14 protein-coding genes are annotated in these 17,012 nt (G+C 68.8%); 4 read left to right on the top strand and 10 right to left on the bottom strand.

The window, feature by feature from the left end; genetic code table 11:
- Nucleotides 1-324 carry a transcriptional regulator gene (locus tag AB0D10_RS35785; protein WP_360263807.1) on the bottom strand — a complete coding sequence of 108 codons (324 nt, stop codon included), beginning with the start codon at nucleotides 322-324 and terminating at the stop codon, nucleotides 1-3.
- A gap of 856 nt (nucleotides 325-1,180) precedes the next feature.
- On the opposite strand from AB0D10_RS35785, the gene AB0D10_RS35780 reads away from it, so the two are divergent.
- From AB0D10_RS35780 to AB0D10_RS35770, 3 genes are all read left to right on the top strand, one after another.
- Nucleotides 1,181-2,128 (top strand): zinc-binding dehydrogenase, encoded by a 948-nt coding sequence (locus tag AB0D10_RS35780; protein ID WP_360263806.1) that lies wholly within the window; start codon nucleotides 1,181-1,183, stop codon nucleotides 2,126-2,128.
- 105 nt (nucleotides 2,129-2,233) lie between these two features.
- Nucleotides 2,234-3,088: an IclR family transcriptional regulator C-terminal domain-containing protein gene (locus AB0D10_RS35775; RefSeq protein ID WP_360263803.1), complete on the top strand. Its 855-nt coding sequence runs from the start codon at nucleotides 2,234-2,236 to the stop codon at nucleotides 3,086-3,088.
- Between the two features lie 225 nt (nucleotides 3,089-3,313).
- Entirely contained in the window at nucleotides 3,314-4,171 is an 858-nt protein-coding gene (locus AB0D10_RS35770; protein WP_360263800.1) for a methyltransferase domain-containing protein, read from the top strand.
- A 10-nt stretch (nucleotides 4,172-4,181) separates the two neighbouring features.
- Here the strand turns inward: AB0D10_RS35770 and AB0D10_RS35765 are convergent, their stop codons facing one another.
- The 8 genes from AB0D10_RS35765 to AB0D10_RS35730 are packed head-to-tail and all read right to left on the bottom strand — an operon-like array spanning nucleotide 4,182 to nucleotide 14,006.
- Nucleotides 4,182-4,709, bottom strand: a complete 528-nt coding sequence (locus AB0D10_RS35765; RefSeq protein WP_360263797.1) for an adenylyl-sulfate kinase — start codon at nucleotides 4,707-4,709, stop codon at nucleotides 4,182-4,184.
- Entirely contained in the window at nucleotides 4,706-5,440 is a 735-nt protein-coding gene (locus tag AB0D10_RS35760; RefSeq protein ID WP_360263794.1) for a sulfotransferase, read from the bottom strand. Before AB0D10_RS35760 ends, AB0D10_RS35765 begins: the two co-directional genes overlap by 4 nt.
- Entirely contained in the window at nucleotides 5,433-6,230 is a 798-nt protein-coding gene (locus AB0D10_RS35755) for a hypothetical protein (protein WP_360263791.1), read from the bottom strand. Before AB0D10_RS35755 ends, AB0D10_RS35760 begins: the two co-directional genes overlap by 8 nt.
- Before the next feature lie 5 nt (nucleotides 6,231-6,235).
- Complete coding sequence (locus AB0D10_RS35750; protein ID WP_360263789.1) at nucleotides 6,236-7,897, bottom strand: pyridoxal-dependent decarboxylase; 1,662 nt, start codon at nucleotides 7,895-7,897, stop codon at nucleotides 6,236-6,238.
- Entirely contained in the window at nucleotides 7,890-8,930 is a 1,041-nt protein-coding gene (locus tag AB0D10_RS35745; protein WP_360263786.1) for a radical SAM protein, read from the bottom strand. The genes AB0D10_RS35750 and AB0D10_RS35745 overlap by 8 nt, the downstream gene beginning before the upstream one ends.
- On the bottom strand, nucleotides 8,927-10,114 hold the full coding sequence (locus AB0D10_RS35740) for a glycosyltransferase (protein ID WP_360263783.1): 1,188 nt from the start codon (nucleotides 10,112-10,114) through the stop codon (nucleotides 8,927-8,929). The genes AB0D10_RS35745 and AB0D10_RS35740 overlap by 4 nt, the downstream gene beginning before the upstream one ends.
- A gap of 23 nt (nucleotides 10,115-10,137) precedes the next feature.
- Entirely contained in the window at nucleotides 10,138-12,147 is a 2,010-nt protein-coding gene (locus AB0D10_RS35735; protein ID WP_360263780.1) for an SPASM domain-containing protein, read from the bottom strand.
- A gap of 47 nt (nucleotides 12,148-12,194) precedes the next feature.
- Nucleotides 12,195-14,006: a hypothetical protein gene (locus AB0D10_RS35730; protein ID WP_360263777.1), complete on the bottom strand. Its 1,812-nt coding sequence runs from the start codon at nucleotides 14,004-14,006 to the stop codon at nucleotides 12,195-12,197.
- 341 nt (nucleotides 14,007-14,347) lie between these two features.
- Here AB0D10_RS35730 and argS point away from each other — a divergent pair, with 341 nt between their 5' ends.
- Nucleotides 14,348-16,108: an arginine--tRNA ligase gene (gene argS, locus AB0D10_RS35725; RefSeq protein WP_360263774.1), complete on the top strand. Its 1,761-nt coding sequence runs from the start codon at nucleotides 14,348-14,350 to the stop codon at nucleotides 16,106-16,108.
- A 181-nt stretch (nucleotides 16,109-16,289) separates the two neighbouring features.
- On the opposite strand, the gene AB0D10_RS35720 is transcribed toward argS, so the two are convergent.
- Nucleotides 16,290-17,012, bottom strand: a complete 723-nt coding sequence (locus AB0D10_RS35720) for a haloacid dehalogenase-like hydrolase (protein ID WP_360263771.1) — start codon at nucleotides 17,010-17,012, stop codon at nucleotides 16,290-16,292.

Here is a 17,012-nt window from a genome sequence, read left to right as displayed (position 1 = left end):
TCAGCGGCCCCGGACCGGCGTGTGGTCGGCGGCGGTGAGCTGCCCGGTGGTGAGGTCCAGGATGTGCGGCCTCGTCCAGTCGGCGTCCGGGTGGGCCCGGACGACCCAGCGTGCGACGACCCGTCGGGCGACGGGGCTCAGCCGGACCGGGCGGCCTGTGGCGTCGGCGGCGCGGGCGTAGGCGTGGGGCCACTGTGTCACCGGGTCCGTGAAGCCGACGGCGACCTTGGCGGCGCCCGGGATCATGTCGGCGAGCTTGGCCGCCAGGCGCGGCCGGGTGTCCGGGGTCGGGCAGGTCGGGGTTCCGCTGGGTATGGCGGGCATGCGATACTCCGTGCTTCGTAGGAACGTGCGCGGCGGTCTCGTGCGAAGAAGTCCCGCGTGCACGTGGTAGTGAATCGGCGCCTCTTGGGGCGTCGGGCCCGGCGTCCAGGAGTTGGTAGCTCCAGGACGCCGGTCTCATTTCAGCGGGCGCTGAGCTGGTTGCTCGCGTCCCGGTCCGCCGGCCTGCTTGCGGCGGGAGCAGCACCATAGGGGCACCGCGCCGACAGATCCAGCGTGTTCTCCGTGCGGCCTCGTCGGCGGCGCACCCGGTTCTGTGTCACGGCCCGTGGCCACCGGGCGGCGTCGTTCTCGTAGGCCTCCCGGCTCGCAGTGACCATCCGTGGCCGCCATGCCCGCAGGCATTCTCACTCGCGGTGATTCCGCCTGATTCGCGAGACCTCTGGACGACGGGCTTCACCGGTGGTGACCGAGCCCGGATTCAGCTGAAGCCTCATAACCTGATCCCCCATCAATAATGCGCGGCAAGCCCTTGCCGCAGGGAAGACATTAAGTAGCGACCCGAACACGGTCAAGAAATCAAGGGGATCTACGCGAGTAGGACCAGGGTATTTTCGGAGACTGAGAAATGATCTCCACCAGGCACCCAAGCAACACTCCGCAGGCGGAGCAGTGAGCGACAGCAAGGCCTTCACCTTGCATTCTCACAGTGAGCAACCATCTGGATTCGGCCACGGAGCGTCACGTGACGAATACCACTCGCCATGTCGCCGTACACGCCTCCCCTATATGCGCAGCGGATTCTGCATTTTTGCGCCAGGTATATTCGCTGTCCGAGCGCATCACCGAAGGGGCGCTTCACCGAGAATCCACCGTGCAATATTTAGGTTTGAACAACATGCGTGCAATAGCTGTTCGGGAGTTCGGCGGCCCTGAAGTCCTGGAGCCGACCGAGATGCCCGAGCCGGAGCTCCGCCCCGGCCACCTTCGTCTCCGCACGCGGCTGGCCGGCGTGAACTACGCCGACATCCACCTGCGCGAAGGCTCGTACCCCGCCCCCATGCCCACCCCGTTCATCCCGGGCAACGAGGTCCTCGGCGTCGCCGAGGACGGGCGCCGCTACATCGCGCTCAGCCGCGGTGGCGGATACGCCGAGACCGCCCTCGTCCACCGCAAGCTCGCCTTCGAAGTCCCGGACGATATCGCCGACCACGACGCCGTCGCCCTCACCCTTCAGGGCAACACCGCGTGGCACCTGCTTTTCACCGACCTCCGGGTCACCGCCGCCGACACCGTGCTGGTCCCGGCGGCCGCCGGCGGGGTCGGCTCGCTCGCCGTCCAGCTCGCGAAGCACGCGGGTGCCAAGGTCGTCGCCATGGCCTCGAGCGAGGAGAAGCGTCGCACCGCCACCGCCCTGGGGGCGGACGCCGTCGTCGACTCCTCCAGCCCCGAGCGCCTCACCGACCGGATCCTGGAGGCCGCCGGCGGTCCCGTGTCGGCCGCCATGGAGATGACCGGCGGCGACGTCTTCCACGCCACCCTCGCCGCCCTCACCCCCCGCGGGCGCCTCGCGGTGTTCGGCGCCGTCACCGGCGCGGAGGGGCTCGTGCCGATCACCAGCCTGCTGGCCGGCTCCAAGGCCGTCAGCGGCTTCTGGCTGCCGAATCTCTATCCCTCCCGCACCCACCTCAACGACTCGATGTCCGCGCTGTTCGCGGCGGTCGCCGACGGCTGGCTCAAGCCACTCAACGGCCCGGTCTACAAGCTCGGCCAGGCCCGCCAGGCCCACCACGACCTCGCCGCCCGTCTCACCAGCGGCAAGGTCGTGCTTGACCTCGACCGCTGACCACTCGGCCCGTCGAGCTGCCCGTACACCCGCACCCGACGGGTTACCCCGGCACGCCCCCATCGCGCCGTCGCCGGACGGCGCGACGACCTCCGGAAGCCACCCATGACCCTCACCAGCACCACCACGTCCGACGCCGTGCCCGCTCAGCACCAGGACGCATCGTCGAGCAAGCCGCCGTCCTCGCTCGCAGCCCGCGCCTTCGCCGTCCAGGCCGCCTTCACCCAACTCCCCGGCGAGGTCCACTCCCTGCGTGCCATCGCCGGCGCCGCCGGACTCGACGACGCCACCACCCACCGCATCCTGAAGACCGGCGTCACCAACGGCACCTTCGAACAGGTCGGCCGGGGCCGCTACCGCCTCGGCGCCGGCACCGCCCGCGCCGGCGTCCAAGCGATGACCCACTCCCCCAGCGCCGCCTCGACCCACACGATCCTCGAAGGCCTCCACGCCACCACCGGCGGCCTCGCCCTGCTCTACGTCCTCTCCCCCTTCGGCGGCGCCAAGCGGCTGTGCACCGACTACGTCATCGGCGACCTCGACCCCGCCGAGGTCGGCATGTCCGCCGAGGACGTCGTCTCCGTCTCCCGCTCCCTGCGCACCGGAGCCTCCGGACGCGTCATCCTCGCCCACCTCCCCCAGAGCATCTGCGATCTGGTCCTCGCCGAGGAAGTCCCGCCCACCGCCGGCCCCGGCGTGATCCGCGACAACGATGCCCTCTCCGCGTCCCTGGATGAGATCCGTCGGCTCGGCTTCGGCGTCGGCCGCCAGGAATGCATGCCCGGCTGGGACTCCGTCGCGGCCCCGGTCCTGTGGCACGACTCCATCATGGGCGCCGTCCTCCTGCTTCGGCGAACCACCGAAATGCCCGCCGACCTCCGCCCGTTGATCTACCACACCCGTAAGGCGGCCGAGAGCATCAGCGAGCTGACCACGAGCCCGCTCGCCGCCGCGATGTGACCCACGGCAGCCGGACCAGTCGCGTGCTGCCGCCCGTACACCAACCGGGCGGCAGCACGCAGCAGCCCCGCCCGCCTGATCCGCCGGGACCGTGCCACGCAGCCCCCGCGCCAATGCGACTGCCGACAGAAGGACATGGTCTTGTTTGTCACATATTGTGCATACATGTCTTAGATGGGCTGCCGCCCGGAACGCAGGCGGGCCACGAGAGGATGGGGTCGTGTCGTGTCCGACAGTGCCGAGGCGATCCATTCCCGGCTTGCCGAGCTGATCGCACCGACGGCCCACAGCCAGGTCATCGATCTCGGCTGCGGTTCCGGACCGACGCTTCTCGCGCTAAGCCGGATGGCTCCCCAGGCCACGCTGATCGGGATCGACAGGTCTGTCACGTTCCTGAGGCAAGCGCGGCAGGAGCTCCAGGCGCACCGCGGTCCAGTGGTGACGCTTGCAGCGGACCTGCGTACCCCGCTTCCATGCGGGGACGAGAGCGCAGACATCGTCGTTTCGTACAACACCATCGAGTGCTTGCCTCGCCCGGAGCGGATGCTGGTCGAGGTCGCACGGATCCTGAGGCCGGGCGGGCGGGCGATCCTCGCACACGTCGACTTCGACTCCCTGGTGATCGCCGGCGCGGATGCAGACCTTGATCGACGGCTCTGCCACACCTTCGCGGACGATGCGCAGAACTGGATGGATCACGCGGACGGGCGGATCGGCCGGAAGCTCGGGCTGCTGCTCGCACGGAGCCCGTTGAGGCTGGTGAGTATCGAACCGTTGTTGACGTGGTCGACCGAGCTGTCAGGGCACGCGGCCGACCGGATCAGCGAGGTCCGGAAGGCAATGTTGTCCGCCGCCAGGCACGGTCGGGGGTCGGTCAGTACGGCCGAGGTCGAGAAGTGGTACGCGGCGGTGTGCGAGGCAGACCGGCTGGGCGGATTCTTCTTCTCGGAGCTGGCTTTCATCGCGGTCGCCGAGCGTCCTCGTAGTGAGCGGTTGACCAGCGACGTCGATCCGCAGATACGGGACGGCGTTCTGCCCGGCCCTGATAGTGGCTGCGCACCGGGCCGTCCCGCTGGCGCATGACGGTCATCCACTACTCAGTACCGCCCCGTAGGACGCTGTCGGCGAAGGTGCAGAGGGCTTTCACCGAGACATCGACGAAACCGGTGGTGGTTAAGGTGAGCTCCGGGTACTCGGGTTCCGTCCAGGAGAGCTCGGGTGCGTCAGGTGCGGGGTTCGCACGGTAGGCGGGTGAGGGTCGGAGGGCGTCGCGGGCGTACCGGAGTTCTTCGGGTGCGCGAACGTGGATGAGGTGGAGTCGCTGGCCGAGGAGGTCGGCGGCGAGCTGTCGTTCCACTGGCGTGGAGGTCACGAGCGTGACGATGCCCACGGCGTGTCGACTGGCGGCGTGCGAGAGCGCCTCGATGGTCGCAATGCGGTCTTCTCGGGACCAACCGAGTTCGCGCAGGATTCCGGTGGCCCGTTGCTCATCGGCGTCGTAGAGACCGCAATCGTGGTGCTCGGGTTGGAGGTGGGTGCGGAGTCGGCGGGCGAGGGTGCTCTTGCCGGAGGCCGGCAGGCCCATGAGCCAGAAGACCGCAGCGGAGCGTGACCGGTTCACGCCGAATAGCCCCATTTCTCGCACCAGTGCTTGAGCAGCGGTGGGGTCGTCGCAACGGAGGGAGGCGGGGTGGCGTCCTGGATGCGTCCGGAGATGATCTGGGGGGACCAGTCGCCGATGCCGTAGATGAACGGGCCGTGGTCGTGGCGCCCGTAGTCGAGCATGGTCGGCTCCCAGGGGATGCTGATGTACTTGCACAGCGCCTTGCAGATGGCCTCCGGCTCCGCGGTCAGCTGTTCGTAGGTGACGCTGATGGAGGTGGGGACGTTGGCGGCGGCCTCGTCGAGGGCGGTGGCGAACTTGTCGACGGTGACGGCGGCTTCGGCCAGATCGGTGGCGTCGCCTGCGCGGCGGATGGAGTCGGCGATGGCCACCGGGTGGCGGCGCAGGATGATGTAACGGGCGTCGGGCCAGCAGTCGACGAGCCGCTGCCAGATGAAGACGTTGCCGGGGGACTTATCAGCGAACACGGTCTTGCCGGATTCGGTGAGTTGGCTGTGCAGCAGTCGATCCCACAGCAGGTGTTCGAGGTCCTGGCGCTCGTGGTTGAGGGTGCGCATGGCGAGGTCGGTGAACTCGTCGTCGACCGTGACGGTGAGGCCGCCGAGGTGGAGTTCGTGCGGGGCGTGGACGTCAGGGTGGGAACCGAGCAGGCAGCGCAGCAGGGTCGATCCCGAACGGATCGGGGACAGGATGAAGACGGGTGCGGGGACGAGGCGGTCGTCAGGCACGGAACTCCTCCTTCGCCTGCTGCTCGCGTTCAGCGAAGACGCGCAGGCGGGTCGCGAGGTCTCGGCGGTAGTGGGCTGAGCCGAGAACGGTCTTCTCGTCGCAGTGGAAGACCCGAAGCGAGAGTTGGTGAAGGTAGCCGATGCCGGGCCCGGCCGGGTGGGCGAAGGTGTGGGAGAGCCAGTCCTCGTAGTTCATCCAGCTCTGGCCGTCGTCGTGGAACCGGTCGCCGGGGATGCCGCCGGCTGCGGCCATGACGGGCCGTGCCCGGTGGGTGTCGTAGATCAGGAAGTGGGAGGAGACCCGGTTGACCGAGCGCGTATCGGCGCTGAGGGCGGGACCGGCTTCTTCGAGTCGCCACTGCCAGCAGTCGTGATCGTCGATGCGCTGGGCGAGGGCGAGTTGGGGGCAGCGGTCGAAGGTGTCGGAGATCTCGGCGAGGACGTCCGTGGCACCCGGATCGCGGAAGGCGACGACGTCGCCCTCGATGGTGATCAGGAAGCGACTCTTGTCGGTGACGAAGTGGGTGTGGATGTTGTTGGCCTGGTCGCCAGAGGCCCGGTGACGGGTGCGCCAGCGTAGCCGCACTTCGTCGAATCCCCAGGTGGAGTAGGCGAGTTCGGCGATTTCTTCGACCGGCGCGGTTTCGGCGCCGTCCACAACGAGGACCAGGTCGTACGGGTGGTGGGTGCCGCGGGTCAGGGCGTCCAGGGTGGTGGGGATGGTGCGGCGCAGGAGTTCGACGTCGCTGTGGACGAGGTAGGCGATGGTGAACGCGGGCGGGTAGGTCACGGCACTCACCAGCCCGCCGGTCCGGTCACGTCCGCCGCCGCCGCCGCCGCACCACCGTCGGACGGCGCCGGGGCGGTGAGGATCGTGCGGGCATCGGTCAGCATGGCGGCGGTGAACTCCTGGGCGAGGTCGAGGATGGCCTGCTCGATCTCCTGCTCGACCTCGTCGGCGATGTGGGGATGGCCGACGCACATGCCCATAACCTGGTACTTGGCAGCGGTGCCGAGTCCGATGCGATCGGCGAGGTCCTGGAGGGCGAAGAGGTCGAAGACCACGGTGCCGCTGCGGTAGAGGCGGTCGGCGAAGGCCGCGGTGTAGCGGGAGACGAGTTCGCGCACCGCGGGGTGAAGTTCCGGTCGGCTGTAGGTCTCCTGGAGGACGTGGGCGACTTGGGTGGGCAGGAAGACGAACGCGCACCGGTAGAAGTCGGACGTACCGAGCATGCGGAAGCTGCCGGTGCGATCCAGCAGGTCGACCATCCTCTGGTAGGTGGCCTGCCGGGCTTCGACGAGCCGCCCGATGCCGTCGGTACCCTGGTGCTTCATCAGGGCCCAGAGCTTGAGTGACTCGAAGCCGCGGGATCCGTAGAAAGGGGTGATCAGCCCGAGGTCGAGGCAGTCGGGGTCCTCGGCGCGGTCCGGGTAACGGGCGAAGCTGCCGAGCGCGGCCGGGTCGCGGAAGAGCGCGTAGCTGGAGGGGTAGGAGACGAACAGGCCCTTGTGGGGGTCGAGGGCGACGGAGTCAGCGCGTTCGATGCCTGCGAGCTGGATCTTGAGTTTCTCGGAGAAGAGCAGGCTTCCGCCGTGGCAGGCGTCGACGTGGAACCACACGCCGTGCAGCCGGCAGAGGTCGGCGAGTGCCTGCAGGTCGTCGATGCCCGTGGTGCGGCAGTTCCCGGCGACTCCGACGACCATGAAGATCCGCTTGCCGGGCGGTGGGACAGCAAGCAGGTGTCCGATGGAACGAGGGTCGCTGGTGAAGTCGGGGGTGGCATCGGCCCACAGCAGCCCGTCCCTACCGAGGCCGAGGGCTTGGGCGGCGGCGAGGTAGGAGAAGTGCTCGACGCCGCCGGCGAGGAGGATCACCGGCTGTTCGGGAAGGGCGCGAAGGCCACCTTGGCGGACCTGGGGGTACGTGTGCGCGAGGGCGGCGGCGATGGCGACGTGGTTGCTCATGTTGCCGCCGGAGGTCCACATCCCGCCGAGCGAGGCGAGTCCCTGGTACTCGGCCAACGGCGTGACCTGGTAGCCGATGAGTTCCCGCAACCAGGTGATCAGCTGGGCTTCGATCACACTGGCGGCGGGCGCGCTGCGGTCGAAGGCGATGAGGTTCTGGTTGAGGAAGGTGGCGACGATGTCGGCCGCGAGAGCGGCGAGGCTGTCGCCCGTGTCCGGGAAGGCGAGGTAGCGCGGGTCGGCCTGGGCGATCGACCAGCGGGCGATCTCACCCAGGGAGCTCATCAGTTGGTCGTCGCTGCTCCCGGTGACGGGGATCGATTCGGAGAGTTGGTCGATGAGTTGCTGGACCGTCGCGTGCCGCAGTACGCGGTGGTCGCGCAGCTTGCCGGTGGCGAAGTCGAGTCCGAGGTCGACCGCGCGGTGCAGCATCTTCCGGCTTTCGCCGACGGGCCGGCTGCTCAGCAGGGCGGGCGGTTGGGGGTCAAGCACGTCCGAACTCCATTCGATACACGCAGCCTTCGCACGAGGACCAGGCGGGGCCCTGGAGGAAGGAGTCCCGTAGGGACCGGTACGGCGGCGAGGTCCAGATCTCGGTCATCGGCGTCTGGTGGATGTTGCCGAGCACGTTGCCCGGGGAGGACTCCATGTGGACACAGCACGGCGTGACATCGCCGTCCTTGGTGATGTAGCTGGCGTCCCACGGCCAGGGGCACACGGCATTCGCAGCGGCCGGGGAGGCGAGGCGGGAGTAGTCGAAGATCGACAACTGCAGACCGAGTTCGTCGGCCCGCGCGAGGCCGACCTCCAGGTGTGGCACGACGTCCCGTGGTGGGAGGGCGAACAGGGACTCGGCGTTGAGGGTCTTGTCCTCGCCCCAGTGGTGCAGGCTCTCCACGCTCACGCGCTTCACACCGTGGTCGGCAACGAAGTTGACGATCGCCGGGAACTGATCCAGGTTCACGGTCGAGAGCGTCACCGCAGCGGACAGCCCTGTCGCCCGGCCTTCGGTCAGCCTGACAGCTTCTCGCAGGGCCGTGCTCAGTTGGGAGAGGCGCAACCCTGAGCGCATCCGACCGAGCGTGACGTCGTCCGCGCCATCGACACTGATGGCGAGCAGCCTGAGCCCGGCGTCGAGGACCGGCCGGAGCCGACGGCGTACGAGCAGGCCATTGGTGTTCGTCGAGGTGAAGACGGAACGGTCGGTGCACAACTGGACGTAGGCGGCGAAGTCACCGACGATCAGTGCCTCTCCCCCGCCGACGAAGGAGACGTGGTCCAGGTCGGGGAGTTGGTCAAGGAGCGCGACGAACACTTCCAGCGACAGGTGGCCACCGCTGCTCTCGTGGACGGCGCGCAGGCAGCCGGCGCAGGCGAGGTTGCACAGGTCGGTGAGTTCCACCTGTAGGTACTGCGGAGTGAGGGTGGGCCGGCCGGGAGTGAGGCCGTAGCGGTCGAAGTCGTCGGTGACGAGGAACTTCTGGAACCGTTCGGGCACCGTGATCGGCGTGTCCTCGGGCATCATCTGGCTACCACCTTCCGGTACACGGAGACGGTCTCGTCGGCGAACAGCTCGAACTTCTGCGCCCGGCGGCCGAACGACGGCGCCCAGGGGGCCGGGTGCTCGGATGCCGTCTCGATCGCCCACGTCCAGGCGGCCGGGTCCTGGTAGTCCTCGACGAGGTGGATGCCGGGGTCGTCGGCGAGGTGGCGCATGGACGGGACCGCCGAGGACCACACGGGAACGCCCAGGGCCCGTGCCTCGTGCGCCACGAGCGGGTGGTTCTCCCACCACTGCGAGGGCACGAGCAGGGCCTGCGCGTCGGCCAGTAGCGGGCCGACCTCGGTGCGCGAGTGCGGGGGAAGCCAGCGCACCCGGGGGTTCGCGGCAGCGTCGGCGCGCATCTGTTCCTCGTAGCTGCCGTCGTCCGGCACGGTCGCGATCACCAGCGGGAGTTCGGTGCGGCTGCTGCGGTAGGCGTCGAGCAGGAGCTGAAGGCCCTTCTCGGGTGAGCATCTGCCCAGAAACAGCAGGTAGCCTCCAGTGGGTCCGCTGGCGGTGAGCGGCGCCCAGCCGACGGGCAGCCCGTAGCGGGCCCGGTCGCGGACGATCTTGCCCATGTCGACGCCCGCTGTTGCCAATTCCACGGCTTGGTGAGGTGTCTGAGTCCACACGGCTTGTACTCGGTCGTTCAGCCAGGCGATGTTCCGTACCCGCCATCGCTCCACGTCGTCGAGAGCGTTCTTGGGGGCGTCGAGGCATCCGACGCAGTTCCGGGATGCCGCGGTCGCGGTGCACTGTGTGCCGGTGGACCGGATGACGAGCTGGTGGTCTGGGCAGACCGCGGTGTAGTCGGTCAGCGTCGCGACGACGGGCACCCCTCGCAGGGACGGAGTGTTCAGGAACTCCAGGCCGATGCGGCTGAAGTGCAGCACGTGAACGACATCGATGGCCGGGCGCGTCGCGAGCACCTGCGCGATGCGTTGGGCCTGCTTCGTCTCCTGGGCGAGCCAGCCGACGGGGTAGTCGTCGGCAAAGGCCGCGGGCACGCTCAGGTACTCATCGGCCGTGCGGCGGTGCGGCGGTGGCGGTTCGCCCGCTGCAAGCCAACTGACGTGCAGGCCACGGGCTTTCAGCGCCTGGGCCAGGTCATCGGCCAGGATCTCCGTGCCGCCGGCGGCGTCGTCCGCGAATCGGTGGGTCGTCAAGAGGATGCGCACCGTTCCACCCCTCAGCAGGTGTTGCCCTGGAGGCCGGCCCAGCGGCCGATCGGGGTGAGCCCGGCGGGCATCCGCCCGTTCACACTGGCCGCTTCCGGGTGCACGGGTGCTTCAGGTCCCGACAACCGCAGGACTCCGGCGCGGGAGCGGTCGAGGAGCGCGAACGGCTCGTGCAGGGTCAGGGCGGTCCAGCCGCCGTCCTCGAAGTCGACGAACACGTTCACCCCCAGCTCGGCCACCAGCTCCTGTGCGGGCAGGGGCACCGTGAGCCGCACCTGCTGGGGTGTCCAGGACAGGTCGACGTCGACGGCGTCCTCCCAGATGGGGTCGGGGTGCGGAACGCGGCGGAAGCGGGCGGTCGGGGCCTGGAGCCACTGGGCGCCGTCGCGGCTGCAACTCAGCTGCTGCTCGCCCGGCCACTGTTGGGCGGCGAGGTCATGCAGGGTGAAGGTGCCCGATCCCAGCGGCTGCAGCCGGACTCGGACGGCACGCACGATGCTGGGCGTGCCCCCGAAGTCCAGACGGACCGCGAGGTGACCGTCGTCGAGCGAGAGCCGAGCGCGCAGGCCTTCCGGGTTCACCAACCCTCCCCGGAGGCGACCCGGCCCAACCAGCGGGAGCACCGCGTCTTCGTTGCCCGAGGTCGCGTGCAGGCGGGCCGCCGGCACGTAGTCGGCCTCGGGGGGTGCGGTCAGGGCCTCGTCGGTGAGCCCGTATGGGGCCGGGAGGGCGTCCAGCACCTCGGGGTGCTTCTCGCGCAGCGTGATGACGAGACGGACCGCCAAGTCGGTGAGGAACCGGATCAGGTCGCACTTGACGTCGTCGGGCTTGGTGATGTCCCCGTTCGCCAGCACGGCCTGGTAGTAGCAGCCGCCGCCGCAGACGTACCGCGACGGGCAGGTGGAGCACCCGTCGCGGTCGTCGACGACCAGGTTGAGGTAGCGGCTGCGTTCGCTGTCCTCGACGCCGGTGGAAGCGTGTCCGATGTGCCAGCCGGACTTCCCGATGAAGTGCGCGCAGGGGTAGAGGTTGCCGTTGGTGTCCAGGTACGTGCCGCTCTTGCCTGCTCCGCACCGGTAGACCTGCGCCGCGCGGTCCTTCACCCGGTAGAAGTACCGCATGAAGAAGTCCTCGGAGTTCAGGGCGAGCAGTCGGGCGAGGATGCCCTCCGGCGGCTGGCCGAGGATGTGCTCGACGAGGTCTGCGTAGCCCCGGCGGAAGGCCGGCAGCGTGGCGGCGTTGAGGGCGTAGTCCTTGTCGTGGGTCGCGTTGACCGGCTTCATGTAGATGTTGCGGGCGCCGACGTCCTCGAAGAGGTGGCGGAAGATCGCGACGAAGTCGGTGCAGTACGCGGTCAGCACCGCGGAGACGCCCATGTCGGGGTGGCGGGCCAGTACCTGGTCCAGGACGGGCCGCACGTGGTCGTAGGTGCCGCCCCGGTCGCCCGTGTAGAAGCGGACCCGGTCGTGGACGTCCTTGGGACCGTCGAGGCTGATGTCCTGGGGCGGGCCGAGCCGGTCGGCGAGTTCGGCCGTCATCGACAGCGTCGCGTTGGTGACCATCGGCCCGGCCCACACCACGCTGACCGGCGACGTGGCCAGGCCCTCCTCCACCAGGGCCTGGACCTCCTCGTGCATGTGGCGCACCAGCATCGTCTCGCCGGCGAGCCCGAAGTCGATCCGGCTGTACCGCGCGTTCTCCTCGCCGAGCCGCTTGCGGTGGGTCGCGAGGCCCTGCACCACCGTCTCCAGGGGGATCGTCACGGGCTTGCCGTCGGCGTGGACCCGGTCGCGGAACGAGCAGTACGTGCAGGCCATGTTGCACTGGTCGGTCAGGGACAACTGGGACTGCGGGTACGCCTCCCGGTAGGCCGTGACCTGGTGGACCGCTTCCAGGCCGACGCACGGGCACGGCTCGCCCGGGGCGGTGATCTGGCCCCCGCGGACGTGGAAGACATAGCCGTCCGCGAAGGAGATATGCGCTGCGTCGCTGGTGGAGAGTGGGATCGCGTCACTGATCACGGTGGACCTCTCGGTCGGGAATGGTGTGGATCGGGGCGGTACCGGAATCACAGGTCTCTTGGGCCGGGCAGTCCAACGCGCTGGCGGAATCGGTCCAGCCGGTCGGCGAGCCGGGCGATCTCGCCCATGTGCTGGTCCTCGCCCGGGCGCGCCAGGCCAGACCTCTCCCGCAGGGCGAACGTGGCATGGACGAGATCGCGCAGCTCGGTCGCGTCCTCTGCGTCGAGCACCTGCGGGATGACGGCGAGCTGCCCCTCAAGGGTCACAGGCATCCGATAGACGTCCGAGGCGGTGAAGGCAAGACGCGCCAACGCGGCCCGGGACTCGAACCACAGGTACTTGGCAGTGCTTTCGCGGCCCTGCTGTTCGTACTGGCTCGGGCGAGCGACAGTACCTGCGGATGGCTGGGGCAGCAAGTCCGTTGCCCAGCCCGGGTCTTGGAGTTCGGAGCCGGGCCGGCGGAGCTCCAACCATTCGTGCAGGTCGCGGCTCGCACGGTTGTCCGCGCTGACGAGGTCACGCTCGGCCGGGCGCGCGGCGGATCCCTCGGCCGCCAGCCCGAGGCAGGCGAGCGCTTCGATCAGCAGGTCCTCCACCGGCCGGTGGCCGTCGGGGTATGTGGCCGAGCTCAGCTCGAAGTCGACATCGCTGCCACGGGACACCACACCTTGGGCGCACGATCCCCGTAGCAGCAGGTCCAGCTCCTCGTCGAGCCGCAGGACAGCAAGGATGACGGCAGCGAGCCGGCTGGTAATCTCCACAGCCGCCGCGGCCCTCTCGCATGCCGCCGCCCAACCGCTCGTGAACGCCAACCGGTCAAATCGCGCCGCCAGTTGCTCCAACGGCGGCCCCGGCACGGGTATGAGGTGTGTCTCGGCAGCCGAGAACAACGCCAGCATCCAGGCCTGCCTCAGCCCCTCCAACTCCAGCGAAGGAGTGGCCGACTTTTGGCCGGACACCAGGGCGTCCAACCGCCCGAGCAGGAACGCGTAGGCATCCTCGCCGCGTTGCTCGCGCAGGCGCGCGGTCAGCACGCTGTGGAAGACGCCGAGCCCCGCAGGAAGGACATCCTCAGCAAGGTGTCCCAGCGAGGCAGCGCTCGCCGATCTGCCTATACCCAAGGGGAGTTCACTCGCGAGCGTCAGCCTGATCCCGTAACCGCGGACGTCCCGCCGCGTCATGGCCGGGGTCAGCCATCCCGCGAGGACGGCCTCGAATCCATCCAGCTCCACCTCCCGGTCCGGCGCCGAAACAGGGATGCGCTCCCGTAACTTGAGATCGCGCCCGAGCAGGTCGGACCAGGCGATGTCCCACTTCATCAGGGTCAGCCCGTCCGGAGCGGCACCGGCCGGCACCAGAAGCGCGTCCTCCCAGTCGATCAGCACCGTCTCGCCACTCCGGCGGAACATGTTCCGTGGCACGCACCCCGACGCCTCGACTCCTCGATCGAGCAAGGCCACCAGCAGGCCGGCGATGACGGGTACGGAGAGGGCCCTCGCCCCGTCGTCTTCGACGGACAAGCGCGTGCCCAGGTACGGGGAGACCAGCGCAGCCCTCCGCCCGGGCAATGGAACCAGCTCAGGGACGCAGACCTTGACGGTTCCGAACCCGTCGACCACCAATCGGCCCAGACGGTGCGCTGCCTCGGCAGCGAGGGCCCGCTCGGAGCGCGCGGCCTCAAGCGGCCGGAGCTTCGCCACAAGATCACGCCCGCGGTGCTGGAAACGACGCACCTGCCCACCGACGTCTACGAGATCGAGGCCGTCGAAGGCAACCCCTTCGCCTCCCCGGTCGAACAGCTGCCGAATAGACGCCGCAAGCTTCCCCGATTCACGCGCACCCCTCACGACCCTGCTCACCGCACTCCCCTCCCGAGCGCCGCACACAGGCTTGCCACCGTAGCCGCTCCGTCACCGTGCGTTCGATCGAATTCCCAGACTGGATCGCCGCCTTCCGCTAGCGCGCGGACCACGCATAGCGGAATGGCGAGTGCCAGATAGTGATGATCATTCAAGTTCATTGCTCGTTCCTTCTGTTGGCAGCGACCAACGCGGTCGCCGGCTGGACTTAATCGGCCTTCGTCCACGGGGAGCATGGGATAATCAGCGCACGGCGCCGACCGTTCACCTGGTGCGGCTGCTGTGCGACACCCGCGGCTCGTTCGCGGATCCGCCCTCTCACAGAAGTGGTCCTTCGTTCTATGGCTACGGTCACCTCCATCGCCGACGCGCTTCAGCAGCGCCTTGCTCAGGCGATCTCCACTGCGTTCCCCGACGCCGCGGAAGGCGACCCCCAGCTCCGACGAAGCGACCGCGCCGACTTCCAGGCCAACGGCATCATGAGCCTCGCCAAGCCTCTACGGGCCAACCCCCGCGAGGTGGCCACCCGCGTCCTCGAACACGCGCCCGTTGACGAGATCATCACGAAGCTGGAGATCTCCGGCCCGGGCTTCATCAACGTCACCGTCACCGACAGCGCGATCCTGGAGCGCTTGGCTGCTCGTGCTGTGGACACCCGGCTGGGTGTCCACAGTGCCGCCGAGCCCGGTGTCACAGTGATCGACTACAGCCAGCCGAACATCGCCAAGGAAATGCACGTCGGCCACCTTCGATCCACGATCATCGGTGACGCGCTCGTGCGCGCCCTGGAGTTCACCGGCGAGAAGGTCATCCGGCGCAACCATCTCGGCGACTGGGGAACCCAGTTCGGCATGCTCATCCAGTACCTCATCGAGCACCCCGACGAGCTCGGCGACGACACCGAGACTGCCGAGACCGGCCCGTCGATGTCCCGCCTCAACCGCCTCTACAAGGCATCACGAGCCAAGTTCGACAGCGACCCCGACTTCGCCGACCGCTCCCGCCGGCGCGTCGTGGAGTTGCAGGCCGGCGACGCCGACACCATCGCATCCTGGCAAGGCATGGTCGACGAGTCGAAGGTCTACTTCGAAGCCGTCTACGCCCGCCTCGGCGTCCTCCTCGAAGACGCCGACGCGGTCGGCGAAAGCTACTACAACCCCATGCTCGCCGACGTGTGCGCGGACCTCGAAGCCTCCGGCGTCGCCGTCCGCTCCGACGGCGCCCTGTGCGTCTTCTTCGACGACATCAAGGGACCCGACGGCGAACCGACCCCACTGATCGTCCAGAAGAGCGATGGAGGCTACGGCTACGCCACCACCGACCTCGCCGCCATCCGTGACCGCGTCGGCATGCTCGGAGCCAACCAGCTCCTCTACATCGTTGACGCCCGCCAGGCCCTCCACTTCCAGATGGTCTTCGAGACCGCCCGCCGCGCCGGCTGGCTCCCCGACGAGGTTCGCGCTCTGCACCTCGGCTTCGGCACCGTCCTCGGCAAGGACGGCAAGCCGTTCAAGACCCGCTCGGGCGAGACCGTACGCCTCATGGGCCTTCTCGACGAAGCCGTCGACCGAGCCCGTACCGTCGTCTCGGAGAAGAGCCCTCAACTCGCCGCCGAGGAACTCGAAGACCGAGCCAAGCAGGTTGGCATCGGCGCGGTCAAGTACGCCGATCTGTCGACCTCACGCACCCGCGACTACGTCTTCGACACCGACCGCATGGTCTCCCTCAACGGCGACACCGGCACCTACCTCCAGTACGCCTACGCCCGCATCCAGTCCATTCTGCGTAAGGCCCCCGAGGGCGTCACCCCGACCGCCCACCAGGACCTCGCCCTGGAGCCCGCCGAGCGCGCCCTCGGCCTCCTCCTCGACGAGTTCGGCGCCACCATCAACCTGGTCACGGAGACGTTTGAGCCCCACCGCCTCTGCGCCTACCTGCACAGCCTGGCGTCGGCCTACACCACCTTCTACGAGCACTGCCCCGTCCTCAAGGCACCCAGTCGCGAGGTCATGGAGACCCGGCTGCTGTTCTGCCGGCTCACCGGCCAGACTCTCCGCCAAGGCATGGACCTCCTCGGAATCGGAACGCCCGAGCAGCTGTAGAACCGATCTGCGACGCCAGCAGGCTGGCCCAGGACAACTCGTCCCGGGCCAGCCTGCTGGCGTCCGTGCCCAAGTTCTCGGTTCCACGGAGCGAGTCCCCCTGAGCAGTGCCGACAGCGTCGCTCCCTCTCCGCGGCAGCTCTGCGACTGGGTGCGTACAGGCCTCGGACGAGGCAGGCTCCTACAGGCGACGACTCGTGAGCTCCGCGATAGCTTGCAGCACGGACTGCGGCTCGCACAGACTGTCGAGGACGCGGTCTGCCCCGGCTTCGGCAAGTTGGTCGGCCGTGGTGGTGCCGGAGGCGACGGCGATCACGGCGGCTCCGCCTTCCGCTCCGGTCCGCACGTCTTCGAGTGAATCCCCGATGATCACCGTGTTCGAGCGGTCGAAGGCGGTTCCGTGCCGGGCAGCAGCCCGCCGTTGGGCGATGCCTACCAGCGCCGGCCGGTGGGAGTCGTCGGAGGCGAAGCCACCCACGGCCAGATCGACGTACTGGTCCAGGGCGAAGGCACGGAGCTTGATCTCCGCACTGCGCTGCAAGTTGCCGGTGACCACGGTGGGTACGAGGGCCGGATGGGCATCGACTGCTGCGAGCGCGGCAGTCGCGCCGGGCATGAGCAGGCCGTCGGAACGCAGCTGCCCGATCTTGGCGGCAAGGAGTTGGGGCAGCAACTCGACGATCTGCTCTGCGAAGCGCTCGGCGTCTCCGCAGTCGACGTCATTCGCCGCCAGGAGCTCCCGCACCGCCAGTGGCATCGTGCGGCCGGTTCCCCGTTCAGGAAGCTTCGTCGCCTCACGGCCGACGACCTGGCGGAACGCCTCGCGGTAAACAGCGCGGTCGGTCTCGCCGACGTACACGAGGGTGCGGTCGACATCCCACAGAACGAGCACGGTGCTGGTCAC

It is taken from the genome of Kitasatospora sp. NPDC048545 (genome assembly GCF_040651155.1).
In the GTDB taxonomy this organism is placed as follows: domain Bacteria; phylum Actinomycetota; class Actinomycetes; order Streptomycetales; family Streptomycetaceae; genus Kitasatospora.
Note: the sequence above shows the minus strand (reverse complement) of the source record. Positions and strands in the feature narration are given on the sequence as shown.